At 71.9% G+C, this 23,291-nt stretch carries 19 protein-coding genes; 6 read left to right on the top strand and 13 right to left on the bottom strand.

Translation table 11 applies throughout. The features are described from left to right. Positions 1–51 precede the first annotated feature (51 nt). Positions 52–1,629 carry a PucR family transcriptional regulator gene (locus ACYSUO_RS33305; protein ID WP_461779949.1) on the top strand — a complete coding sequence of 526 codons (1,578 nt, stop codon included), beginning with the start codon at positions 52–54 and terminating at the stop codon, positions 1,627–1,629. Here the strand turns inward: ACYSUO_RS33305 and dapE are convergent. Further along, positions 1,618–2,748 (bottom strand): succinyl-diaminopimelate desuccinylase, encoded by a 1,131-nt coding sequence (gene dapE / locus ACYSUO_RS33310; RefSeq protein ID WP_461779950.1) that lies wholly within the window; start codon positions 2,746–2,748, stop codon positions 1,618–1,620. The genes ACYSUO_RS33305 and dapE overlap by 12 nt on opposite strands. A 167-nt stretch (positions 2,749–2,915) precedes the next feature. On the opposite strand from dapE, the gene ACYSUO_RS33315 reads away from it, so the two are divergent. Then, a complete protein-coding gene (locus tag ACYSUO_RS33315; RefSeq protein WP_461779951.1) occupies positions 2,916–4,391 on the top strand; it encodes an APC family permease in 1,476 nt (491 codons plus the stop codon). A gap of 12 nt (positions 4,392–4,403) precedes the next feature. On the opposite strand, the gene ACYSUO_RS33320 is transcribed toward ACYSUO_RS33315, so the two are convergent. After that, positions 4,404–5,885: an FGGY-family carbohydrate kinase gene (locus tag ACYSUO_RS33320; RefSeq protein ID WP_461779952.1), complete on the bottom strand. Its 1,482-nt coding sequence runs from the start codon at positions 5,883–5,885 to the stop codon at positions 4,404–4,406. Positions 5,886–6,047: 162 nt separating this feature from the next. On the opposite strand from ACYSUO_RS33320, the gene ACYSUO_RS33325 reads away from it, so the two are divergent. Continuing rightward, positions 6,048–6,992: a fumarylacetoacetate hydrolase family protein gene (locus ACYSUO_RS33325; RefSeq protein WP_461779953.1), complete on the top strand. Its 945-nt coding sequence runs from the start codon at positions 6,048–6,050 to the stop codon at positions 6,990–6,992. A gap of 34 nt (positions 6,993–7,026) precedes the next feature. Here ACYSUO_RS33325 and ACYSUO_RS33330 read toward each other — a convergent pair whose 3' ends face one another. The 3 genes from ACYSUO_RS33330 to ACYSUO_RS33340 form a co-directional block, all read right to left on the bottom strand. Next, positions 7,027–8,499: an FAD-dependent monooxygenase gene (locus tag ACYSUO_RS33330; RefSeq protein ID WP_461779954.1), complete on the bottom strand. Its 1,473-nt coding sequence runs from the start codon at positions 8,497–8,499 to the stop codon at positions 7,027–7,029. Positions 8,500–8,563: 64 nt separating this feature from the next. Beyond that, entirely contained in the window at positions 8,564–9,175 is a 612-nt protein-coding gene (locus ACYSUO_RS33335) for an acyl-CoA-like ligand-binding transcription factor (RefSeq protein WP_461779955.1), read from the bottom strand. Between the two features lie 76 nt (positions 9,176–9,251). After that, positions 9,252–9,614 (bottom strand): DoxX family protein, encoded by a 363-nt coding sequence (locus ACYSUO_RS33340; protein ID WP_461779990.1) that lies wholly within the window; start codon positions 9,612–9,614, stop codon positions 9,252–9,254. A 92-nt stretch (positions 9,615–9,706) separates the two neighbouring features. Between ACYSUO_RS33340 and ACYSUO_RS33345 the strand changes: the two genes are divergently transcribed. Beyond that, on the top strand, positions 9,707–10,573 hold the full coding sequence (locus ACYSUO_RS33345; RefSeq protein WP_461779956.1) for a LysR family transcriptional regulator: 867 nt from the start codon (positions 9,707–9,709) through the stop codon (positions 10,571–10,573). Here the strand turns inward: ACYSUO_RS33345 and ACYSUO_RS33350 are convergent. The 5 genes from ACYSUO_RS33350 to ACYSUO_RS33370 all read right to left on the bottom strand — a co-directional run bounded on the left by ACYSUO_RS33350 (position 10,570) and on the right by ACYSUO_RS33370 (position 17,449). Further along, the gene (locus ACYSUO_RS33350) at positions 10,570–11,469 is read right to left on the bottom strand and encodes an LLM class F420-dependent oxidoreductase (RefSeq protein ID WP_461779957.1); all 900 of its coding nucleotides are present in this window, start codon (positions 11,467–11,469) and stop codon (positions 10,570–10,572) included. The two genes, ACYSUO_RS33345 and ACYSUO_RS33350, sit on opposite strands and share 4 nt — an antisense overlap. 25 nt (positions 11,470–11,494) lie before the next feature. Beyond that, entirely contained in the window at positions 11,495–13,228 is a 1,734-nt protein-coding gene (locus tag ACYSUO_RS33355) for an IlvD/Edd family dehydratase (RefSeq protein WP_461779958.1), read from the bottom strand. Positions 13,229–13,265: 37 nt separating this feature from the next. Further along, positions 13,266–14,711 (bottom strand): Nramp family divalent metal transporter, encoded by a 1,446-nt coding sequence (locus tag ACYSUO_RS33360; RefSeq protein ID WP_461779959.1) that lies wholly within the window; start codon positions 14,709–14,711, stop codon positions 13,266–13,268. Between the two features lie 147 nt (positions 14,712–14,858). After that, positions 14,859–16,232, bottom strand: a complete 1,374-nt coding sequence (locus ACYSUO_RS33365) for a sodium/glutamate symporter (RefSeq protein WP_461779960.1) — start codon at positions 16,230–16,232, stop codon at positions 14,859–14,861. 128 nt (positions 16,233–16,360) lie between these two features. Beyond that, complete coding sequence (locus ACYSUO_RS33370; protein WP_461779961.1) at positions 16,361–17,449, bottom strand: alcohol dehydrogenase catalytic domain-containing protein; 1,089 nt, start codon at positions 17,447–17,449, stop codon at positions 16,361–16,363. A gap of 155 nt (positions 17,450–17,604) precedes the next feature. On the opposite strand from ACYSUO_RS33370, the gene ACYSUO_RS33375 reads away from it, so the two are divergent. Beyond that, a complete protein-coding gene (locus ACYSUO_RS33375) occupies positions 17,605–18,495 on the top strand; it encodes a LysR family transcriptional regulator (protein ID WP_461779962.1) in 891 nt (296 codons plus the stop codon). A 47-nt stretch (positions 18,496–18,542) separates the two neighbouring features. Here the strand turns inward: ACYSUO_RS33375 and ACYSUO_RS33380 are convergent, their stop codons facing one another. From ACYSUO_RS33380 to kdgD, 3 genes are all read right to left on the bottom strand, one after another. After that, positions 18,543–19,865 (bottom strand): gluconate:H+ symporter, encoded by a 1,323-nt coding sequence (locus ACYSUO_RS33380; protein ID WP_461779963.1) that lies wholly within the window; start codon positions 19,863–19,865, stop codon positions 18,543–18,545. A gap of 117 nt (positions 19,866–19,982) precedes the next feature. Continuing rightward, positions 19,983–21,332 carry a glucarate dehydratase gene (gudD, locus tag ACYSUO_RS33385; RefSeq protein ID WP_461779964.1) on the bottom strand — a complete coding sequence of 450 codons (1,350 nt, stop codon included), beginning with the start codon at positions 21,330–21,332 and terminating at the stop codon, positions 19,983–19,985. Positions 21,333–21,418: 86 nt separating this feature from the next. Next, entirely contained in the window at positions 21,419–22,351 is a 933-nt protein-coding gene (kdgD, locus tag ACYSUO_RS33390) for a 5-dehydro-4-deoxyglucarate dehydratase (protein ID WP_461779965.1), read from the bottom strand. Positions 22,352–22,660: 309 nt separating this feature from the next. Here kdgD and ACYSUO_RS33395 point away from each other — a divergent pair, with 309 nt between their 5' ends. Then, entirely contained in the window at positions 22,661–23,260 is a 600-nt protein-coding gene (locus ACYSUO_RS33395) for a TetR/AcrR family transcriptional regulator (RefSeq protein WP_461779966.1), read from the top strand. Positions 23,261–23,291: the final 31 nt, after the last annotated feature.

The raw sequence follows: 23,291 nt of genomic DNA on the forward strand, positions 1-23,291 counted from the left end.
CTGTTGCGATCGGACAATCCCCCGCTGCCGCCGTCGGCGAAAGGTTCACCCATGGACACCTGCACGCTGGGAAACCTCCTCGACGCGCTCGGCGGCTCCACGCTGCGCCTGTTCAGCGCCCCGCACGGCCGCACCGTCCCGGTCACCGAAGTGCTGCTGCACGACCCGCACACCCCGCTGCCGGAGCGGGCGCCGGGCGCGCTGCTCCTCGCCGTCGGCGTGCGCGCGGGCGAGGCGGGGCCGCTGGTGCGCGACGCCGGGCGGGCCGGGATGGCGGGGGTCGTGGTGCGCGGCGACGGCTCGGACGCGGTGCCGGACGCCGAGACGGCGGGCGCCGCGCTGCTCGGGACGGACCGGGACGCCGCCTGGCACCAGGTGTTCCAGCTGCTGTCGTCCGTCGTCGGCGCGCACGGCACGCGCACGGCGCCGCTGGGCGAGGACGCGCTGCCGGGTGACCTGTTCGCGCTGGCCAACGCCGTCGCGGCGGCCGTGGGCGGGGCGATCGCCGTGGAGGACCTCGGCCGGCAGATCCTCGCGTACTCGACCGTCCCCGCCCAGCCGGTCGACGAGACGAGGCGGCAGGGCATCCTCGGCCGCCAGGTCCCCGGCAGCCCGGAGAACGACGAGGACTACCGCCTCCTGTACGCCGCCGAGGGCCCGCTGAAACTCCCCGGAGTGACCGCCGACGAGCTGCCCCGCCTGGCCACCACGGTGCGCGCCGGAGGCGAGCTGCTCGGCTCGATCTGGGCGGTGGACACGGGGAGCCTGGCCGCCGACGCCGGGGACGCGCTGCGCCAGGGTGCCTCGGCCGCCGCGATGCTGCTGCTGCGGGCGCGGGCCGCCGACGAGCTGGCCCGGCACCTGAGCAGCGACCTGCTGCGCCGCCTGCTCGACGGCTCCATCGAACCGGCCGCCGCCGCGCACCGCCTCGGCCTCGCGCCCGACGCCCCGGTGCGGGTCGCCGCGTTCGCACTCGCCGGCGCGGCGACCGCGCAGGACGGCGGGCAGGCGGCGCTGCGCCTGCTCGACCTCGTACGACTCCAGTGCCAGACCCGGTACGGGCAGCACGCCTGCGTCCTGCTCGACGGTGTGGTGTACGCGCTGCTGCCGGTGGTCGGGGCCGCCGATCACGCGGCCGACCGGCATCTGCGGATCGCCGAGGACATCGTGCGGCGCGCGGAGGAGGCGCTGCGGATCTCCGTGCGGGCCGGGCTCGGGCACGCGGTGCCGGGCGTCGCCGGGGTCCGGGACTCGCGGGACGACGCCGATCTGGTGCTGCGGGTGCTGGGGGCCGGACAGGTGGCGGACGCCGGGCAGGTCCGGGCGCGGACCTCGCTGCTCGTGCTCGGCGAGTTCCTGGCCGACCGCAGGGACCAGTCGGCCGGGCCCTGGTGGGACGTCCTCGCGCACGACGCCGAGCACGGCACCGAGTACGCCCGTACGCTCATCTGCTGGCTGGACGCGGGCTGCGACGCCGGACGGGCGGCGGAGCGGCTGGTCGTGCACCCCAACACCTGCCGCTACCGGCTGCGCAAGGTGCAGCGGCAGCTCGGCATCGACCTCGACGACCCGGACCAACGCCTGTTGCTGTGGGTGCAGTTGCGGACCCTGGCGGGGCTACGCGGCTGAATCCTCGGACAGCAGCCACCCGCGCAACCGCTCCTCGCACTCCCGCACCTCCGCCATCGACACGAACTCCCCCGGCGTGTGGGCCAGTTGGGGGTCGCCGGGCCCGCAGTTCAGTGCCGGTACGCCGAGTGATGCGAAGCGTGCCACGTCGGTCCAGCCGAGCTTCGGCCGCGGTTCGACACCAAGGGCCTTGACGAGCCCGGCCGCCATGGGCCGATCGAGCCCCGGCAGCGCGCCCGGCTCCACCTCCGTGACGCGCACCTCGTACTCCGGGAAGAGCCCGCGCACATACGCCTCCGCCTCCTCCGGTGAACGGCTGGGCGCGAAGCGGAGGTTGACGGTGACCACGCACTCGTCGGGCACGACGTTGGACGACACCCCGGCGCGCACGGCGACGGCGTTGAGGCCCTCCCGGTACTCCAGGCCGTCGATCGTGATCCGCTCCGGGACGTGAGCGTACAGCCGGGTGAGGACCTCGCCGGCGAGGTGTGCCGCGTTGCTGCCCATCCAGGCGCGCGCGGTGTGCGCCCGCTGTCCCGGCACGACGATGTCGGCGAGGAGGAAGCCCTGACAACCCGCCTCCACGCCGCCGTCGGAGGGTTCGAGGAGCAACGCCAGGTCTCCGTGCAGGAGTTGGGGCCTGCGCGCGGCCATCACGGCGAGGCCGTTGCGGTCGCCGGCGATCTCCTCGCACTCGTAGAAGGCGAAGGTCACATCGCGGGTCAGCGGCCTGCCCGCCACCGCGGCGGCCAGCTTCAGCGCGACCGCCACGCCGCCCTTCATGTCGCAGGCGCCGAGCCCGTACAGCCGCTCGCCGTCGCGGCGCGCCGGGAGGTTGCCGGCCGCCGGGACGGTGTCGAGGTGTCCGGCGAGCACGACCCGCTCGGGGCGGCCGAGTTCGGTGCGGGCGACGACGGAGTTGCCGACGCGCTCCACGTCCAGGCCCGGCAGCGCGCGCAGCGCGGTCTCCACGGCGTCGGCGAGCGCGCCCTCGGCGCCGCTCTCGGAGGGCATGTCGACCAGTGCCTCGGTGAGCGCGACGACGTCGGCGGCGAGGTCGAGGGGCACGGCTGATCTCCTTCGCGTCTGCGGCGCGGTGTGTCCGCGGGGTGCGTCCATCATCCTCGGGCGACGACACCGGTGGCGGGTTGTGACATCGGCCAACACCCCGCGAGGCACTTGTGCCGATCGGCCAATGTGCGGGGCCCGCCGGTCCCGAAGGATCCGGGTCCTCACCGACCGCACGGCGCACCCGTCGCCGTGCCACCCGTCGCACAGGAGGACCCATGGGCCCAGTGGCCACTCAGCTGTTGCGCCGCAAACCCCTGGAAAGCATCGTCGCGGCTGCCGAGGGCGAGAGCGATCCGCAAGATCCGCAGGACGGCCCCCAACTGGAACGCACCATGGGTCTGGGACGGCTGACGCTGCTCGGGATCAGCTCCGTGCTCGGCACCGGCATCTTCTTCGTCCTCGGCACGAGCGTGCCCACGGCCGGTCCCGGCGTCGTGCTGTCGTTCGTCATCGCGGGCACCGTCGCCGCCCTCGCGGCGCTCTGCTACGTGGAGTTGGCCGGGGCGATCCCGGTGGCGGGCAGCACCTACTCGTACGCGTACGCCTCGCTGGGTGAGGGCATCGCGTACCTCGTCGCCTGGTGTCTGGTCCTGGAGTACGGGGTGGCGGTGTCCACCGTCGCGGTCAGCTGGGGCCAGTACCTCAACGAGGTCTCGGACGCGCTGTTCGGTGTCACGCTGCCCGACGCGATCAGCCAACCGCCGGGCGCGGGCGGCATGGTGAACATCCCGGCGATCGTGGTCGTCCTGGCGTGCACGGCGCTCCTCGCCCGCGGCACCCGGGAGTCCGTCCTGGTCAACTCGATCCTGGTGTGCGTGAAGCTCGCCGTCCTCGTGATGTTCGCGGTGGTGGCCCTCACCGCCTTCCGGGCCGACCGCTTCGCCGACTTCGCGCCGCACGGCCTGGGCGGCATCACCGCGGCCGCCTCCGCCGTCTTCTTCTCGTACGTCGGCTTCGACACGGTCTCGACGGCGGGCGAGGAGGTGCACAACCCGCGCCGCACCATCCCGCTCGCGCTGCTGCTCACGCTCCTCGTGGTGACGGCCCTGTACATCCTTGTCGCGGTCGCCGGCATCGGCGCGCAGCCGGAGGGGGCGTTCGCGCGCCAGGAGGCGGCGGGCGAGGCGGTGCTCGCGTCGATCCTCACGTCGGTCACCGGCTCCGGCACGGCCGCGCTGATCCTCTCCGCCGGCGCGGTCGTCTCCATCTTCAGCGTCGTCCTGGTCACCCTCTACGGGCAGACCCGCATCCTGTTCTCGATGGCGCGGGACGGCCTGGTGCCCCAGGTCTTCCGCAGGGTCGACCGCAAGCGGCACACTCCCGCGGCCAACTCGTGGATCGTGGGTGTCGCGGTCGCGGCGCTCGCCGGGTTCGTCCCGCTCCAGGAGCTGGCCGACCTGACGAGCATGGGCACGCTGATCGCCTTCGTGGCGGTGGCGGCGGCGGTGATGGTGCTGCGCCGCATCGCCCCCGACGCCCCGCGCCCCTTCCGGGTCCCGCTCTACCCGGTGGTGCCGATCCTCACCGCCGCCGCCTGCGCCTATCTGGCGTACCAACTGCCGGGCCTGACCTGGACGTTGTTCCTGGGCTGGCTGGCCCTGGCGGCCGCGCTGTACCTGGCGTTCGGGCGGCGCAGGTCGGCGCTGCGGGAGGAGGTCGAGCGGGAGAGGTCGGCCACAGCGGTGCGTTGAGCACGGGGTGACTCAGCGGGTCTGGAGGTCGGCCAGGGCGTGCGTCACGTCTGCCGACGCCGGGTAGAGGTCGCGGTAGAGCGCGTACAGCTCGTCGTAGCGGGTCGTCACCTCGGGGCGCGGGGCGAGGCGTTCGGCGACCGGGTTCCAGTCGTCGATGCGGGCGTCGTCCGTGACGAGCTGCGCGGCGAGCAGGGCTTCTCCGTAGGAGGCTCCGACGGAGGTCGTCCGGACCTCCTGCGTACGGCCGGTGACGTCGGAGACGATCTGGGTCCACAGCCGTCCCTGCGTGCCGCCGCCGACGGCGACGACGCGGCGGATGTCGCCGCCCGCGGCTTCCAGCGCCTCGATGTTGTGCCGCACGCCGAAGGCAGTGGCCTCCAGGGCGGAGCGGTACAGGTCGCCGCGTGTGTGGCCGAGGGTGAGGCCGGCGATGACACCACGGGCGCGCGGGTCGTCGACGGGGGTGCGCTCCCCCGCGAAGTACGGCAGCATCAGCAGGCCGTTCGCGCCGGGCCCCGACTTCTCGGCGAGGCCCAGGAGTTCGGGGTAGTCGACGTCGCCGAACAGGTCGCGCAGCCAGCCGGTGACGGCGCCGGATGTGGCCATGCCGCCCGCGAGGTTTCGGGTGTCGGGCAGTGCGCCGACCGTGCTCCACAGCGCGGGGTCGCGCAGCAGGTCGGGCACGGTGTGCACGAGGAACATGGTCGTGCCGTACATCAGCATCAGGTCGCCGACGCCGTGCGCCCCGACGCTGAGCGCCTCGGCCCAGGCGTCGACGGTGCCGGTGGTGACGGGGATGCCGGCGGGCAGGCCGGTGGCGCGGGCGGCCTCTGCGGTGACGGTGCCGGCAGCCTCGCCGGACCAGCGCAGCGGCGGGAGTTCGATGCCGGGCGCGATCCGCTCGGCCCACGGCGCGTACCAGTCGCGGGCCAGGGTGTCGTAGAGCGGGGTGCACTGGCTGGCGGAGTGGTGGTCGAGGACGTAGGCACCGGTGAGCTTGCGGGCGAGCCACGAGCTGGGCATGTAGAGGCGGCGGGCGCGGGCGAACAGCTCCGGCTCCTCGTCGGCGACCCACGCGACCTTGGCGCCCGCCGCCTGCGAGGTGAGCCGCGATCCGCATCGTCGGACGATCTCGTCCGCCCCCAACTCCCTGTCCAGACGCTCGATCTGGTCGACGGAGCGGGTGTCGACGCCGTACAGGATCGCGGGCCGCAGCGGCGTGTCGTCGGCGTCGGTGAGCAGTACGCACGGCCCCATGCCGCTGACGCCGACGGCGACCACGTCCGTGTCCTGGGCGGACGTCAACTCGCGGGCGAGGGATACGAACTCGTCCCACCACACCTCCCCCGGCATCTCCACGTGCCCCGGGGCGGGACGGTCGACGGTGTGCTCGCGGACGGCGGTGTGCAGCACGGTGCCGTCGAGGGCGACGAGGATCCCCTTGCTGCTGGACGTACCGATGTCCACGCCGATGACTGCTGACTGGGGCATACGGGCTCCGCTCCTCGGTTGTCCGACTGCTGCGACGGGGTGTGCGCACCGTACTGGGTGGTGGAGCACCACTTACCACGCAGGGGCCCGTCCGCCCCCTTGTCCCGCGTTCGGGCCACAGGCGAGAGTGATCCGCAGGCCTCCCGAGGAAAGGACCCCCGCATGACGCGCATCGTCCGCTTCGCCGACGACACCGGGACCGTGAGGACAGGGATCGCCGACGCATCCGGTGCGATCCGCCGCTTCGACGGGGCGCCCCGCGTCGCCGACCTGTTGCGGCTGCCGGTCGACGGACTGCGGGAGTTGGTGGAGGCGACCGCCGCGCGGCAACGGCCCGACGCCGAGGAGGCCGACGTGCTTCTGCTGCCGCCGATGGACGGCCTGATGGAGCTGTGGGCGGCCGGCGTGACGTACGAGCGCTCGCGGGAGGCGCGCGTCGAGGAGAGCACCGAGCAGTCGGTGTACGAGCGGGTCTACGACGCCGAACGGCCCGAGTTGTTCCTGAAGGCGCTGCCGTGGCGCCTGGTCACCGACGACGAACCGATCGCGGTCCGGGACGACTCCGAGCTGAACGTGCCGGAGCCGGAGCTCGGCGTGGTGCTCAACCAGGCGGCGCAGACGGTCGGTTACGTGATTGTGGACGACGTCAGCTCGCGCTCCATCGAGGGCGAGAACCCGCTCTATCTTCCCCAGGCGAAGATCTACGCCGGGAGCGCGGCGGTGTCCTCGGGCATCGTCCCGGTGTGGGAGGTCGACGCCCCGCAGGCGCTGAAGATCTCGCTGACCGTGTGGCGGGACGGGGCTGCCGCGTTCCGGGGAGCGATCTCCACGGCGGCGTTCCATCGCTCGCCCGAGGAGCTGGCGGAGTATCTGTGGCGGTGCCAGCCGTTCCCGGACGGCGCCGTGCTGTCCACCGGGACCGGCATCGTGCCGGAGATCGACTTCACGCTGAAGGCGGGCGATCTGGTCGAGACGGCGATCGACGGGGTGGGCGTGCTGACCAACCATGTGCGTGTCGGCCGGGCCGAACTCGACTGGCTGGTCGAGGCGGTGGACCGCCCGCTGATCCGCCGCGACGTCCGCCGTTCCGCTTCGGGGAGCGCCTGACCGTGCCCCGTCGGCCACCGAGGCACTGACGGCTTTAAGGCGCCCCGAACCAACGGTGCAGCGCCGCCTCCAGACCACTCACGTCGTCCGGGCCGTGGCCGGTCCAGGCGACATGGGTGTCGGGGCGCAGCAGCATGCCCGTTGCGTCGGTGCCGTCCGCCGTGCCGGTGATCACGTCGACCCGGTCGTGCCAGGGCTTCGCCACGTCGGCGAATCCGCCGCCGAGGTCGAGGAGCAACGGGCGCCCGGTGGCGGTCAGTTCGGCCAGCCGGTGGGCGCCCGTGGCGGTGTGTATAACGAGGTCGGGTGCGAAGCCCTCGGTGGTGCCGGCGACGAGGTGGGCGACGCGTTCCGTGCCCGCGGTCGTGGCCAGCAGCTCGCCGAAGACGGTCCGCAGGGCGGTGACCTCCGGGCCGGGGCGCAGCAGCGCCGACTGGGCGAGGGTGGAGTCCACGACGCGTTCGGCGACGGGGCGGCGCTCCTCGTCGTACGTGTCGAGGAGGCCCTCGGGCGCCCATCCGCGCACCGTTGCGGCCAGTTTCCAGCCGAGGTTGACGGCGTCCTGGAGGCCCAGGTTGAGGCCGGGGCCACCGATCGCCGAGTGCACGTGGGCCGCGTCCCCGAGCAGCAGGATCCGCCCCTCCCGATAGCGTTCCGCGAGCCGCGTGTTGCCTCCGACGAGGCGGCGCAGCAGATGCGGTCCCTCACCCTCGGGCGGGAGCACCGGCAGGGGTGCGCCCAGGACGCGTTCGGCGCTGTCGAGCAGTTCCTGGAAGGTCATCGGCGCGGACCGGTCGTCGTCGGGTGACTCGACCTCCGTGGTGTGGACGCTCGCGGGGCGGCCGGGAAGTCGGGCCCAGACGATGGTTCCGCGCTCGGTGCGTACGTACATCGTGGGCGGCAGCGTCCCGTAACCGGGAACGATCAACTCGCCTTGCGGGCCCACGTGTTCGTCGCGCGCGGACACAGTCGCCGAACGTGACACGAAGTCGTCGTTGGTGACTCCGGGAAAGCCGATGCCGGCCAGGCGGCGCACGGTGCTGCGCCCTCCGTCGGCGGCCACCAGGTAGCGGGTCGTGAGGTGTTCCCCGCTCGCCAGGGTCACCTGGACCGAGTCGGCGTCCTGGCCGACGTCAGTGACTTCCTGACCCATGCGCAGGTCGACGCCGAGTTCGGCGGCCCGTTCGGCGAGGACCGCCTCGATCCGTGCCTGTGGTGCGGGGAGAATGCCGACCGGGTTGTTCTCGAGCCGGTGGAGCTCCAGGGGGAACGCGCCGAACATGTAGCGGGGCGCGGGCCGGACGGGTTCCTCGGAACCGCTGATCCGGGCGTACAGGCCGCGCCGGTCCAGCATCCGCACCACCTGGCCCACCAGGCCGTTCGCCCGGGGTTCCGTCTTCGGTCCGGTGAGCCGCTCGATGACGACCGGGCGGACCCCGGACAACGCCAGTTCGCAGGCCAGCATCAGCCCGTTGGGGCCACCGCCCGCAATGATCACGTCGTACATGACATGCCTCCTTGAGGACTTAGAGGACGTAGAGGGCTTAGCGGGCCTAGGGGGCCTAGGGGGCCTAGGGGGTCGGTAGTCCTGCGGCGAGCATCGTGAGGGCCGACCGCAGCAGAGCCTCCATCGACTCCTCCGCACCGCCCTGAAGGAACAGGTCGATCGCGGCGCTGTTGGCGGCGGTCACGGTCGCGGCCACCAGGCGGGGATAGAGGTCGACGTCGACGGACGTGCCCGTGCGGTCGGCGATCGCCGCGGCGAGTTCGCTCTCCGCGACCTTGCCCGCCCGCAGCATCTCGGCCTGGAGAGCCGGCTCCGCCACCATCACCCGGAGCCCCGCCGCCCAGTCGGCCGGCTCCTGCGGCGGCATGTCCCGCACCTCGGGGCCCGGCTCCAACTGCCGGAGCACCGCTTGGGAGACGACCTCCCACAACGGCTCGCCCTCCGGCGCGGACCGCACTTCGGCAGCCACCCGCAGGGAGCGCTGGAGGTGACGGAAGGCGATCGCCTCCGCCTTGCTGGAGAAGTAGTTGTTGAAGGTGCGCGGCGAGACGCCGACCGCCTCGGCGATGTCCTCGACCCGGACATTGTCGAGCCCGCGCTCCACGGTGAGCCTGATCGCGGCCCAGCTCAGCGCCACGCGGGTGGCTTCCTTCTTACGCTCCCTCAATCCGCTCATGGCACCACCGTAGCAAAACCTGCGCGACACGCAATAATGCGTGTCACGCACGTTTTGCTCGTCCATACGACCGGGCTCACAGCCAGGAAGTCGCCAGCCCCACCGCCACGGCCGCCATACCGAGCAGCACCCCGTTGAGCGCGACCTGCCGCTCGCCACGGCGCAGGTGGAGCCGGGTCGCGCCGATCTGGAGGACCACGAACCCGAGGGCCGCGACCAGCGCCAGCCAAGGCGCGATTCCGGTCAGCGGCGGCAGCACGAGGCCGAGTGCGCCGAGCAGTTCCAGCGCCCCGATCGCCCTGACGGCCCGCATCGGCGTGCTGTCCACCCAGGCCATCATCGGCCGCAGCTGCTCGCGGCTGCGGACCACCTTGAGCCCGCCCGAGTAGACGTAGAACAGGGCCAGCAGTCCGGCGACGATCCAATAGGCGAGCTTCAGTTCCTCGGTCATGCCCCGATTCCACCGCCGGGGCAGGCGACCCGTCCAAGACCCGTTTCGCGACGCCGATACCGTACGGGTATCGTCCCCGCATGGAGCTACGCACGCTGCGCTACTTCGTGGCGGTCGCCGAGGAACTCCACTTCGGCCGGGCCGCCACCCGGCTGCACATGAGTCAGCCACCGCTGAGCCGGGCGATCAAGCAGCTGGAGACCGAGGTCGGGGCCGCGCTGTTCGACCGCTCCCCCGCCGGTGTCACACCGACCGCTGTGGGCGTCGTGCTGCTCGACGAGGCGCGCGCCCTGCTGGAGCGGGCCGACCTGGTACGCGACCGGGTGGCAGCGGCGGCGGGATCCGCCGCTCTCACCGTGGGCGTCCTGGGCGACAGCACCGATCCGGGCGTGACCCGGCTTGCCGCCGCCCACAGCCGTGCGCACCCGCGCGTCGAGGTGCGCATCCGCGAGACCGATCTGACCGATCCCACCTGCGGGCTGCACGCCGGTCTCGTCGACATCGCCCTGACCCGTGGCCCGTTCGACGAAACCGGCCTGGCCGTACGCGAGTTGCGCGCCGACCCGGTGGGCGCTCTGCTGCGGGACGACGATCCGCTGGCCCGCCGCGACAGCCTGGCCCTGGCGGATCTTGCCGACCGCCGCTGGTTCGTGTTCCCGCCGGGCACCGACCCCGCCTGGCAGGCGTACTGGAGCGGCGGGCGGCCCCGCGAGGGCCCGGTGGTCCGCACGGTCCAGGAGTGTCAGCAGGCCGTGCTCTGGAACGGCACGGTCGGCATGACACTTCTGGGTCACCGACCTGGGCAGGGACTCACCGTGGTGCCGCTGAGCGACATGCCACCGAGCCGCGTGGTCGCGGCGTGGAGCGACGGCGACACCAACCCGTTGATCCGCTCATTCGTCCAGCTCGCGACCACGACGTACCGCGACAGGCCCGAGGCCTCTTAGGCGGTGGGAAGCCCAAGGGCCGGGGCGAGTTCCCGCAGCGCGGGCAGTGGATCGTCGGAGGGGTCGTCGCCGAGGACCTGCACGACCACCTGGTCGGCGCCCGCGTCCAGCTGCGCCCGCACGCGCGCGGCGACCGTCTCCGCGTCGCCCATGGCCACCATGGCCTCGGCCAGCTTGTCCGAGCCGCCGATGACCACGTCGGACTCGTCGAAGCCCTGACGCAGCCAGGAATTGCGGTAGTTCGGCAGCTGCGAGTACATGTGCAGGTGCTGGTGCGCACGCCGCAGACCGGTCTCCCGGTCCGTGGTGAGCGCGACGCCCTGCTCGCTGACCACCCACTTGTCGGGGCCCAGCTGCTCGCGGGTGGACGCGGTCTGCTCCGGGGTCACCAGGTACGGGTGCGCACCGTCCGCCGCCTTGCCGGACAGCTCGATCATCTTCGGGCCCAGGGCGGCGAGGAGTCGGGCCGGGCGCTGCCCGTCCGGCTCCACCTCGGCCGGCACCGAGTCCATGGTCCGCAGGTACTCCCGCATGGTGGCCAGCGGCTTGCTGTAGGAACCGGCGTAGCTGTGCTCCACCAGCGGGGCGTGGCTGACGCCGAGGCCGAGCACGAAGCGGCCCGGGTGCAGCGCGCCGAGCGTACGGGCGCCCGCCTCGCTCGCCGGGGCGCTGCGGGCGTGGATGTTGGCGATGCCGGTGCCGACCACCAGCCGTTCGGTGCCGCCCAGCAGGGCGGCGGCCTGGGTGAAGGTCTCCTTGCCTCCGGCCTCGCCGTAGAACAGCGAGGCGTAGCCGAGGTTCTCGATCTCACGGGCTCGGGCGACGACGTCGTTGATCGGCCACCGGTCACTGGTCCACCAGACGCCGACACGAGAACTGAAATTGATGTTGGCCATGCCCCCGAGGCTACCCACACCCGTCTCAGTGCGAGTCGCGCGGCACGGCGCTCCCGCGACATCCGCGCAGGAAGTCGAAGTCCGCGCCCCGGTCGGCGCCCTCGACGTGCTGCGTGTACAGCCACGCGTAGCCGCTCGTGTGTCGGGGTGCCGGTGACTGCCAGGCGGCGCGGCGGGCCTCCAACTCCGCTTCGTCCACGTCCAGTTGCAGTGACCTCTTCGGTACGTCCAGGGTGATGGTGTCCCCGTCGCGCACGAGGGCCAGGGGGCCGCCGACCGCCGCTTCCGGTGCGACGTGGAGGACGACCGTGCCGTACCCCGTTCCGCTCATCCGGCCGTCGCAGACACGCACCATGTCGGTGATCCCGGCCTTCAGCAGCTTGGTGGGCAGCGGCACGTTCGAGACCTCGGGCATGCCGGGGTAGCCCTTCGGGCCCGCGCCGCGGATGACGAGCACGGTGTTCTCGTCGACGTCCAGGTCCGGGTCGTCGCACACCGCGTGATAGGCCTCCGGGGAGTCGAAGACGCGGGCGACGCCCGTGTGGGTGAGCAGGTGGGGCGAGGCCGCGGACTGCTTGATGACCGCGCCGTCGGGGCAGAGGTTGCCGCGCAGGACGGCCGTCCCCGTGCCCGCCGGCTGGAACGGGGCCACCACTGGCGTGATCACCTCGTCGCCGATGCGCTCCGCGTCCGCCACGTTCTCGGCGATGCTGCGCCCGGTGACGGTGAGCTGTTCGCCGTCCAGCAGCCCGGCCCGTACCAGCTCGTGGTGGACGGCGGGCAGGCCGCCCGCGTAGCAGAAGTCCTCCATGAGGTAGGTGCCGGACGGCATCAGGTTGAGCAACGTCGGTACCTCGCGGGCGAGTTGGTCGAAGTCCTCGGTGTCGAGGTCCACGCCGACCCGGCCGGCGAGCGCCGTCAGATGGATGATGGCGTTGGTGGAGCCGCCGATCGCCGCGTTCGTACGGATCGCGTTCTCGAAGGCCTCGCGGGTGAGGATGCGGGAGGGGCGCAGGTCCTCGTCCACCATGTCCACGATGCGGCGGCCCGCCGCCTGTCCGGTCTCGTAGCGGCGCATGTCGACCGCGGGCCAGGTCGCGGAGCCCGGCAGCTGCATGCCGAGCGTCTCCGCCATGCACGCCATGGTGGAGGCCGTGCCCATCGTCATGCAGTGGCCGTTGGAGCGGGCCATGCAGCCCTCGGCAAAGAAGCACTCCTCCTCGGTCATCCGCCCGGCCTTGACCTCGGCCTCCATCTGCCACACCGCCGTGCCCGAACCGACGTCGCGGCCCTGGAACTTGCCGTTGAGCATCGGCCCGCCGGTGACCATCACGGCGGGCAGGTCGACGCTCGCGGCGCCCATGAGCATGGCCGGGGTCGTCTTGTCGCAGCCCGACAGCAGCACCACACCGTCCAGCGGGTTGGCGCGGATCAGCTCCTCGACCTCCATGGCCATGAGGTTGCGGTACAGCATGGCCGTGGGCCGCATCAGTGTCTCGCCGGTGGCCATGGTGGGGAATTCGAGCGGGAAGCCCCCGGCCTGCCACACCCCGCGCTTCACCGCATCGGCGACCCGCGTCAAGTGGGCGTTGCAGGGCGCGAGTTCGGAGGCGGACACGGCGATCCCGATCACCGGCCGCCCGTCGAACACCTCGGGCCCGAAGCCCTGGTTTCGCATCCACGACCGGTACACCATGCCGCCGCGTCCGGCGGCACCGAACCAGGCCTGGCTGCGTCGGGCCGCGTGACCGTGTGCCATGAATTTCTCTCCTCTACGTGGACGTGGCCGGGGTCGTTCAGCCGAACAGGTCGGTGAGCTGCTGCCGCGCCGTGAGCACGGACAGCACACCGAAGAGCACCACCGCCCACACCAGTGCGGCCACGCGAATGCCGCGCACCTTCAGGGGGTTCGGCAGCGCGGTGCGGTTCATGACGAGGAGCAGGATCGAGTACACGAACATCATCAGGCCGGACACGCAGGCCGAGATGACGAGCAGGACGAGCGGCTGGTCGAGCCCGGAGAGCAGCACGATCGCGCCGACGGCGACGACCGCCCACACCAGGCGCGCGTACATCCGCGACTCGCTCGTCCGACTCCCGCGCAGATACGTCGACTTGAGGACGTCGGCCGCCATCCTGCTCGTGTAGTCGATGATGCCGGTGGCCGCACTGAACAGGGAGAAGGCGCCGACCAGCCAGAAGAACACGCCGAACCAGTCCCCGACGCGCTGCTGGAGGACCTGGCCCTCCTTCTCGATGAAGCCGACGTTGTTCTCGAGCCCGCCGGTCCCGAACAGCGTCGAGTGCGCCAGCATCGACGACAGGACAATCGTCACGATGGTGACGAGGACGAAGGTGACGGCCTGCTCGATGTTGGCGAAGCGCCACCAGCGGCGCCAGCGGGACATGTTGGTCTCGTTGAGCTCGAAGACGTAGCCGACGACGGGGCCCGCGGCCTCCTCCTTGCCGGTGACCGGGCTGACGAGCCGGGGCACGTAGTGGCCCATGCCGAAGCCCTTGTCGCGGATCCAGTTGCTCTGCACGAGGTTCTGCCCGCCGCCCGCGCCCGCGTAGGCGAGGGCGCCCATGAGGACGGCCACGCCGAGTTCGGAGGGGAATGTCGCGTCGGTGACAGCCGTCGGCAGATCGCCCACCGTGGTGGCGGTGACGGCGAGGATCAGGGCGAGGACGAAGAAGCCGCCGATGACGAGGATCTTGACGCCGAGCAGTTTCTCCAGCGCGTTGTAGACGACGGGCGCGAGGGTGAGGATCAGGCCGATGAGGACGAGGAGCCCGATGCCGATGTAGGCGGGCTTGCCGCCGAACACGTAACTGAGCATCGTCGCCGAGCTGGTGGCCCAGCCGGGCCAGAGGTTGGCCGCGTAGGTGAACACGACCATGACGAGGCCCCAGTGCCGCCAGTAGCGGTTGAAGCCGGTCACGGCGGTCTCTCCGGTGGCGAGGGTGTAGCGCTCGATCTCCATGTTGAGGAACCACTGGGTGACCACACCCACCACGGCGCCCCAGAGGAAGACGAGGCCCACCTGCGTGGCGATGTACGGCCACAGGATGAACTCGCCCGAGGACAGTCCGACTCCGGCGGCCACGACGCCGGGGCCGATGATCCGCCAGGTCTTCGCGGGCGGTGCGGGCAGCTCCCGTACGGCAGGCGGCGGGAGGAGCTTGGTGCGCAGGGGGAACGGGGCGGGCGAGGGGGCGGGTGAGCTTCCGGTCTCGGTCATCTGGGGCGTCTCCGGGGGCCGTTGGGGCGGGAGGGGAGCGCTTGCGATGCCCGGCAATCATCGGATGATTCGGGGAGCCCGTGCAATGGGTGTGCACGAAGAACGCCCCGGGCCTGTCGGCCCGGGGCGCTGTCGACGCGTGGTGTCTCAGACTCCGGCGCTCTCCTTGGCCGGCGCCTGGTCCGCCTTCGCCTTGCCGCGCGGAGCCCAGCCGGCCAGCCAGGGCAGGACGAGCGCGAGCACGCCGACCGCGGCCCACGCGCCGCCGACGGCCCAGGCGGCACCGGCCGACAGCAGGACGGGCACGAAGGTCACGGTGGCCGTCTCGACGGGCGCGACGGGGATGTACGCGACGCCGAACTCCTCCAGCGTGCCGCTCTTCAGCTTCGGGTCGACCATGCGCAGCAGGGCGATCGCGGTCGCGGCGGCGCCGGTCGTCCAGCCCCACGTCACGAGCCCCTTCTCGAACCAGTTCCCCTCGAAGAGGCGCGGCGCGACGACCAGGAACAGGAAGAGCACGAGGGCGAGGCCGACCGCGAACATCAGCGCGAGCGGCAGCCAGAAGTCGGCGACGAAGCTGGGCACGATGGAGGCGATGCCGCAGGTGATCAGGACGTCGGTGGCGGTGCCCGAGAGCGACTTGAGCGAGTCCCCGTCGACGTAGTTCCAGGCCTTGGTGCGGGCCACGACGGCGCGCAGGAGCAGGCCGAGGATGAAGGCGAGCGCGAAGACCGGGAGCATCAGCGAGGGGAACATCCCGGTGATCCACTCGGAGACGCCGTACGCGGCGGCGGAGAGCGCGGCGATGACCGCGATCTGGAAGCCGAGCGGTTCGATCGAGGCGGGCGAGGTGGTCGCGCGCCCGGTGGGCTGGCGCTCCTCGTCCTTGCGCACGAGGCCGGTGCGCAGCTCCTCGGGGAGGGTCTCGAAGCGGCCGACGCTGCTGGTGTGGCCGCGCCGCGCGCCCCAGTTGCACAGGATGATGCCGCCGACGACGCCGACGAGCATGCCCACGGTGGCCGAGGTGAAGCCGAGCGAGCTGGCGCCCTCCCAGCCGTTGGCCTCGAAGGCCGTGCCGAGGGCGGCCGCCGTGCCGAAGCCGCCGGCCCAGCCCGCGAAGAGCAGCGCGCCGAAGGCGTCGGGCACGTCCCACACGGGCTGCAGCAGCACCAGGCCGAGGACGACGCCGATGCCCACCTGGAGGGCGTAGGCGGCGACACCGTACGAGCCGAAGGAGCCTGCCGCCTTGCCGAAGCCCTTGAGGCCGAGGCCGTCGGTGAGGGCGAGGCAGGCGAACACGACGACGATGAGCACGGACGCGTAGGTGCCGAGCTGGTCGGAGAAGGGCAGCAGCCCCGCCCCTTCCGGGCCGAGCGCGAGGCCGAGGAAGCCCGCCATGACGCTGGAGGGCAGCATCAGCCGCTGGAACAGCCGGACATGGGCCCGCAGCAGCGTGCCGACGAGCAGCAGCGCGGCGATGAGACCGGCGTCGCTGAGCAGCGACCACGGCGAGTAGGACACGGGGACTCCGGGGTGGGGCAGGCACCTCAGTCAGTGCGGGACGAGCGGGGTGATCCGGAGTTTTCTATCAGCAAAGAAACGGTAAAGGGAAACCCAGGTTCCGCTTTGCCTGGTTCCGCTTCATCGGGTCAGCCGCTCGTGGGCACCAGAACGGTGCGGTCGAACGGGCCGCCGTGGGCGGCGGCGTACGCGACGGCCTCGTTGACCTCGTCGAGCGGAAAGGTCCGGACGCGTTCGGCGGCGAGGTCCGGCGCGCCGGACGCGAGCAGCCGGATGATGCCTGTGTTCGCCGCGCGCGGGTACATCCACTGCCCGCGCACCGTGATCGAATTGCGCATCAGCCACGGGTAGGGGAACGCGAGGTCGTCGCCGCCGAGCATGCCGACGCCGCCCATGAGGACGACGCGGCCGTACTCGCGCACGGTCATCGCCGCCGCGCGCGTCACGGAGCTGGGCGCGCTCGGCGGGAGCAGGTCGAGCATCATGTCGATCGGACCCTCGGCCGCGGCGGTCGTCGCCGCGCGGTCGGCGGCCTCGTCACCGGTCAGCCGGACGGTGCGCACCCGCGGGCCGAACCGGTCGGCGAGGAGGTCGAGAGCGGCCCGGTTCCGGCCGGGCGCGACCACCCGCCCCGCCCCCATCGCGAGGGCGATCGCGACCGCGCAGCTGCCCAGGTTCCCGGTGGCTCCGCTGACGAGCAGCGTCTCCCCCGCCGCGAGCCCGCCGGCCAGCAGTCCTCCGTACGGGATGATGTGCGCGCCGATCGCCGCCCACCGGGCCGGGTCGTCCGCCGCCTGCGCGGGCAGCGGGAAGACGTTCTCCGTGGGCACGCGCATCAGCTCGGCGAACGCCCCGTCGTGCAGGTGCCGGGCGAGCGCGGCGCCGCCCTCGCCGCGCGAACTCCAGCCCTGGAGGGCGATATCGGGGGTCAGCGCGTCGTCGCGCGAGCGCACGGTCATGTCGCACCACACGAGGTCGCCCGCGCGCAGCCGGGTGGCGTCCGGGCCGATGTGGACGATCCGGCCGACGCCGCCGATGCCGGGCACGACGGGCGGGACGAGCGGGTAGTTCCGTACGCCGCCGAAGACCTCGTCCGCATACGGGGCCACGGACGCGGCCAGCACTTCGACCACCACCTCACCGGCGTGGGGCTCCGGGTCGGGCAGCTCCCGCACCGTGAGCGGGGCGCCGAATTTCGTCAGGACCGCTGCGCGCATGGGTGGACCTCCGGATGTGAGGGGACGGGTTCCGGGATCGACGTTAGGAGCGTGCCGGGCATGCGGGAAGCGACGATCCGGCATCCCTGGCATGCGGGATCCGCATGGTGTGCCGCTGGTGTCCGTGCGGAGCGGCCCTGGTATCCGTAGGACCCATGGACATCTCCAGTGCGGGCCTGCGGGTCCTGCGGCAGATCGCGGAGTCCGGCAGTTTCACGGCGGCGGCTGCCCGACTCGGCTACACGCAGTCGGCCGTCTCCCGCCAGGCCGCCGCCCTCGAACAGGCCGCGGGCGCCGCCCTGTTCGAGCGCCGCAGGAACGGGGTGCGGCTCACGCCGGCGGGCCTGACCCTGCTGCGGCACGGCCGCACGATCCTCGACGCGGTCGCGACGGCGGAGCGCGAACTCGCCGGGGCCGCGGCGCGGACCGAAGTGGTGCGTCTGGGCGCCGTCCTGAGCGCGGGCGCGGCGTTTCTGCCCGCCGCGCTGCGGCGCCTCGCGCAGGCCGATCCGCAGCTCACGGTCACCACGCGCGAGGGCACCACGCCCGGCCTGACGCGGGCGCTGCGCGCCGGCTCGATCGACCTGGCCCTCCTCACCTCCCGCCCGCCGCACCGGCCCTCGGACGGCGAGTCGCCGCGCCTGCGGTTCGAGACCGTCGAGGACACCGACCTGGTGGTGGCGGCTCCGTCGACCGGGGAGTTCGCGGGCCGCACCGGCGTGCACATCGACGAGCTCGTGGACGCGCCGTGGATCGCCACCCCGTCGTCCCGCTCCGAGCCCCTGCTGGGCGTCTGGCCCGGTCTGCCCGGACGCCCGCGCGTGGTCCACTCGGCGCGCGACTGGCTGACGAAGACGCAGCTGGTCGCCGCCGGTCTCGGGGTGACCACGGTGCCGCGCCGCCTCGCGCCGGTGCTGCCGCCGGGAGTGACACTGCTGAGCGTCGAGGGCGCGCCGCCCGAGATCCGCCGCGTCCACCTGGCCCGCCTCCCCGGCACCCCGCCTCCGGCGATCGCAACGGTGATCCGGGCCCTCACGACGGCATGACATCGGGCCGCGCCTCACGCGACCCGATGTCACTGGTTGCCCGGCCCTCACATCACGGCATTGAGCGCCAACACCCCACCGAGCCCCAGCAACGCCAGGACCGTCGTATACGTGGTCCGTGCCTTGATCGCGTCGAGGACTGAGAGGTTGAAGTACTCCTTGAACATCCAGAAGCCCGGGTCATTGACGTGCGAGAAGGCGATCGAACCGCAGGAGACGGCCAGGACCATGAGTTCCGGGGAGGCTCCGCTGCTCGCCACCATCGGCGCCACGATGCCCGCGGCCGTGGACACGGCCACCGTGGCCGAGCCGAGGGCGATGCGCAGGATCGCGGCGATGAGCCAGGCGAGCAGCAGCGGGGAGATCGACCAGTGCTCGGTGGTGTCCTTGATGTAGTCGGAGATGCCGCCCTCGACGAGGACGTTCTTGTACGCGCCGCCCGCCGCGATGACCAGCATGATCATGGCCATGGACTTGGCGGCGTCGCCGCAGGAGGTGGCGACCTCCTTGAACGAGCGGCCGACGCGCGGGCCGAAGACGTACATCGCGAGCAGCAGGGTCAGCAGCAGCGCGAACTCGGGGGAACCGATGAACTTGACGACACCCATGCCCGGGGCGTGGTCGTCGAGGGTCATCTCGGCGATGGCCGCGCCGGCGATGAGGATCACCGGGAGCAGGGCGACGGCGAGGGACCAGCCGAGGGCCGGCATCTCGTCCTCGTCGAAGACGCGCTCGGTGACGAGGCCTTCGGGTATCGACGGGTTCATCCGGCGGATGAACGGCAGCCGGGGCCAGACGAGCGCGATCAGGGCGCCGGCCGGGACGGCGATGAACAGGCCGACGAAGAGCGTCTTGCCGACGGACGCGTCGAACATGCCGGCGACGGCGGTCGGGCCGGGGTGCGGCGGCAGGAAGCTGTGCATCGTGGAGAGCGCGATGGACATCGGCAGGCCGATCCACAGCAGGTTCTGCCGGGTGACGCGGACCAGGGTGAACGCCACGGGGACGATGATGACGAAGGCGACCTCGTAGAACATCGTGACGCCGATGAGCATCGCGGTGACGACCATCGCCACCTGCACCCAGCGGTCGCCGAACGCCTTGGTCAGCTTGGTGGCGATGCGCTGGGCCGCTCCCGCGTCACCCATCACGCGGCCGACCATGGCTCCAAGGCCGATCACCGGCAGGGTGCCGGAGAGTTGATCGCCGATCCCGGCCTCCAGGACATCGGAGATCTCCGGCAGGCTGATTCCCTGGACCATCGCGACGACCACCGCGACGAGCATCAGGGACACGAAGCCGTTGAGCTTCATCTTGGTCATCAAAAACAGCAGCGCCACAACACTGAGCGCAACGACGAGCATTGGCATGATCACTTCTCCTTCGAAGTGACGGAGGTGCACGTTCTGAAGTCAGGGCATGCGAGGGCTCGGTGCGGCGTCGCGGACGGACGCCGCACCGGCAAGAGGGGCGCGAGCGGAGAAGGCTCAGCGCACGAGCGCGGGACGCTTGGCGTCGAAGGTCCAGCCGGGGACCAGGTACTGCATACCGGCGGCGTCGTCGCGGCTGCCGAGGCCGAGGGAGAGGTAGCGCTGATGGGCCGCCTCGATCTGCTCCATGTCCAACTCGACGCCCAGTCCCGGGCGTTCGGGAAGCGCGATGGCGCCGCCCTCGATGGGCAGCGGCTCACGGGTCAGCCGCTGGCCGTCCTGCCAGATCCAGTGGGTGTCGATGGCGGTGATGTCACCGGGCGCCGCCGCGGCGACGTGCGTGAACATCGCCAGCGATACGTCGAAGTGGTTGTTGGAGTGCGAACCCCAGGTCAGACCCCAGGCGTCGCAGAGCTGCGCGACGCGCACCGAACCGTTCATGGTCCAGAAGTGCGGGTCCGCGAGCGGGATGTCGACCGCGTCGGACTTGATGGCGTGGCCCAGCTGCCGCCAGTCCGTGGCGATCATGTTGGTGGCGGTCTTGAGGCCGGTGGCGCGGCGGAACTCGGCCATCACCTCACGGCCCGAGTAGCCGCCCTCGGCGCCGCACGGGTCCTCGGCGTACGCGAGCACGTCACGCAGCGAACGGCCGATCTCGATGGCCTCGTCCAGCAGCCAGCCGCCGTTGGGGTCGAGGGTGATGCGGGCCTCGGGGAACCGCTCGGCGAGCGCGGTGATCGCCTCGGCCTCGGCGCGCCCGTCGAGCACACCGCCCTTGAGCTTGAAGTCCTGGAACCCGTACCGCTCCTGGGCCGCCTCGGCGAGCGCGACGACCGCCTCGGGGGTGAGCGCCTCCTCGCTGCGCAGCCGCTCCCAGGCGTCCTTGGCGTCGGACTCGTCGCGGTAGGGGAGGTCGGTGCGGCGGCGGTCACCGACGTAGAAGAGGTAGCCGAGGACGGGGACGGACGTGCGCTGCACGCCCTCGCCGAGGAGCGCCGCGACCGGCACGTTCAGGTACTGGCCGAGCAGGTCGAGCAGCGCGGCCTCGACGGCGGTGACCGCGTGCACGGTGACGCGCAGGTCGAAGGTCTGCGCGCCGCGGCCGCCCGCGTCCCGGTCGCCGAACCGCTCGCGTATCGCGCGCAGCACCGCCTGCGGGTCACCGACGGGCCGGCCGACGACGAGGTCGGTGGCGTCTTCGAGGGTGCCTCGGATGGGCTCGCCGCCGGGGACCTCACCCACGCCGGTGCGGCCGTCGGAGTCGGTGAGGATCACCAGGTTGCGGGTGAAGTACGGGGCGTGGGCGCCGCTCAGGTTCAGCAGCATGCTGTCCTGGCCCGCGACCGGGACGACCCGCATCGAGGCGACGACGGGGGTGGCGGCGGTTGGAACGACCTTGGTGCTCATGGACGGTGAGACCTTTCGCGTGCGGCTCGCAGGCGGATGAGGGGACCTACGGAAGGGGCGGTGCATGGGTCGTGCGGGGCGTGCTCTCAGAGGTTGATGCCCTTGATCAGCGCGGTGAGCGCGTCGAGCTCGTCCGGTTCGAGGTCGGTCAGCGGCGGGCGGACCGGGCCCGCGGGGTGGCCGGTGGCGGTGAGTCCCGCCTTGACGATGCTGACCGCGTAACCGCTCTTGCGGTTGCGGATCTCCGTGTACGGAAGGACGAACTCCCGCAGCTTGCGCAGCACTTCGTCGTGGCGGCGGGCGCGGACGTCCGCGTAGAAGGAGAGCGCGAACTCGGGGACGAAGTTGAAGATGGCCGACGAGTAGGTGGTGACACCGAGCTCGAGGTACGGCAGGGCGAAGGTCTCGGCGGTGGGCAGGCCGCCGATGTAGGTGAGGCGGTCGCCGAGCTTCGTGTAGATGCGGGTCATGGCGTCGATGTCACCGACGCCGTCCTTGAACCCGATCAGGTTCGGGCAGCGCTCGGCGACGCGGGCCACGGCGTCGGCGCGGTACACGGCGTTCGCGCGGCTGTAGATGATGACACCGAGGTTCGTCGCCTTGCAGACCGCCTCCACGTGCGCGGCGAGTCCGTCCTGCGGGGCCTCGGTGAGGTAGGGCGGGAAGAGCAGGATGCCGTCGGCGCCCGCGCTCTCGGCGGCCCTCGCCATCTCGACGGCGGTGGCGGTGCCGTAGCCGACCGGGGCCAGGATCGGCGTGCCCTCGGGCGCGGCGGCCACGGCGGCGGCGACGACACGCCCGACCTCGGGCACGGTCAGCGAGAAGAACTCGCCGGTGCCGCCGGCCGCGAAGAGCCCGGCCACCTCGTACGCCCCCAGGCGGCCGACGTGCTCCCGGAAGGCCTCCTCGTCGAAGTCGAGGGCGGCGGGGTGGTCCTCGCCCCGGAAGTGGGTCACGGGGAAGGACAGCAGGCCCGAGCCGAGGCGTCGACCGAGGTCGGCGGGCGTGTAGGCGGTCATAGCGGTGGTGCTCCCGAACTGAGGTGTGCGACAGACGTACCAGGAGACGGGCCGACTCCCGTATGGCCTGCGTCACTGGTCTGCGTGACGCTATGAGCTGCGGCTGATGCACGTCCAACACCGATTTCGCATCTTGCGATGCGCATTCGGAATCATTGCGGCGGCGGTCCGGACCAACCCCACACCGAAACGTTTGCGTTTCGATGACGGGAGGGCGTACCTTTTAACGGTACGAAACCGTTTCGGATCGCTTATCCGCGCACGACAGACCGCGAGCGGATCCGCGCACCACCGTCAGGCAAGGAATCCATGGGGCTGCCCGAACCCCTCACGCGCAGAAAGCGGCGCACCCGGCTCACCCCCGAGCGGGAGCGCGAGCTCTACGGACGCACCCTCGACCTCGTACGCGACGTCGGCTACGAGACGATGACGCTCGACGCCGTCGCCGCGGAGTCGCGGTGCAGCAAGGCCACGCTCTACCGGCAGTGGGGCAGCAAGCCACGCCTGGTGTCCGAGGCGCTGCGCGAGATGCGGCCGTTCTCCCTCGAGGACCTCGACACCGGGTCCCTGAGAGGCGATCTGCACGCGCTCGCGCAGCGGATCGGCGAGGCCCGCAAGGACCTCGACCTCGTACGCGGCATCTCGCTGGCCATCCGCAAGGACGCGGAGCTCGCCGACGCCGTGCACGAGGCGCTCGTCCAGCCCGAACTCGACCTGTTCGAGGCGATGCTGACGCGGGCCGCGGAGCGCGGCGAGATCGACCGCTCCGCACCCGCCTGCGGTTTCCTTCCGCACATGTTCATCGGCTCCGTCTTCTCCCGGCCGCTCCTCGAGCGGCAGGCGGCCGACACCGAATATCTCCAGCGCTACGTGGACACCGTCGTCCTCCCCTTGCTGCTGAACGCCTGACTGCCTCCGGCCCCTCCCGGCCTCCGGCTCC

Source organism: Streptomyces sp. UC4497 (assembly GCF_054871485.1).

Excerpts from the sequence above, each read along its gene's own strand:
- ACYSUO_RS33305 (WP_461779949.1), top strand. The coding sequence starts at position 52 with ATGGACACCTGCACGCTGGGAAACCTCCTCGACGCGCTCGGCGGCTCC.
- dapE (WP_461779950.1), bottom strand. The coding sequence starts at position 2,748 with ATGGACGCACCCCGCGGACACACCGCGCCGCAGACGCGAAGGAGATCA.
- ACYSUO_RS33315 (WP_461779951.1), top strand. The coding sequence starts at position 2,916 with ATGGGCCCAGTGGCCACTCAGCTGTTGCGCCGCAAACCCCTGGAAAGC.
- ACYSUO_RS33320 (WP_461779952.1), bottom strand. The coding sequence starts at position 5,885 with ATGCCCCAGTCAGCAGTCATCGGCGTGGACATCGGTACGTCCAGCAGC.
- ACYSUO_RS33325 (WP_461779953.1), top strand. The coding sequence starts at position 6,048 with ATGACGCGCATCGTCCGCTTCGCCGACGACACCGGGACCGTGAGGACA.
- ACYSUO_RS33330 (WP_461779954.1), bottom strand. The coding sequence starts at position 8,499 with ATGTACGACGTGATCATTGCGGGCGGTGGCCCCAACGGGCTGATGCTG.
- ACYSUO_RS33335 (WP_461779955.1), bottom strand. The coding sequence starts at position 9,175 with ATGAGCGGATTGAGGGAGCGTAAGAAGGAAGCCACCCGCGTGGCGCTG.
- ACYSUO_RS33345 (WP_461779956.1), top strand. The coding sequence starts at position 9,707 with ATGGAGCTACGCACGCTGCGCTACTTCGTGGCGGTCGCCGAGGAACTC.
- ACYSUO_RS33350 (WP_461779957.1), bottom strand. The coding sequence starts at position 11,469 with ATGGCCAACATCAATTTCAGTTCTCGTGTCGGCGTCTGGTGGACCAGT.
- ACYSUO_RS33355 (WP_461779958.1), bottom strand. The coding sequence starts at position 13,228 with ATGGCACACGGTCACGCGGCCCGACGCAGCCAGGCCTGGTTCGGTGCC.
- ACYSUO_RS33360 (WP_461779959.1), bottom strand. The coding sequence starts at position 14,711 with ATGACCGAGACCGGAAGCTCACCCGCCCCCTCGCCCGCCCCGTTCCCC.
- ACYSUO_RS33370 (WP_461779961.1), bottom strand. The coding sequence starts at position 17,449 with ATGCGCGCAGCGGTCCTGACGAAATTCGGCGCCCCGCTCACGGTGCGG.
- ACYSUO_RS33375 (WP_461779962.1), top strand. The coding sequence starts at position 17,605 with ATGGACATCTCCAGTGCGGGCCTGCGGGTCCTGCGGCAGATCGCGGAG.
- ACYSUO_RS33380 (WP_461779963.1), bottom strand. The coding sequence starts at position 19,865 with ATGCCAATGCTCGTCGTTGCGCTCAGTGTTGTGGCGCTGCTGTTTTTG.
- gudD (WP_461779964.1), bottom strand. The coding sequence starts at position 21,332 with ATGAGCACCAAGGTCGTTCCAACCGCCGCCACCCCCGTCGTCGCCTCG.
- kdgD (WP_461779965.1), bottom strand. The coding sequence starts at position 22,351 with ATGACCGCCTACACGCCCGCCGACCTCGGTCGACGCCTCGGCTCGGGC.
- ACYSUO_RS33395 (WP_461779966.1), top strand. The coding sequence starts at position 22,661 with ATGGGGCTGCCCGAACCCCTCACGCGCAGAAAGCGGCGCACCCGGCTC.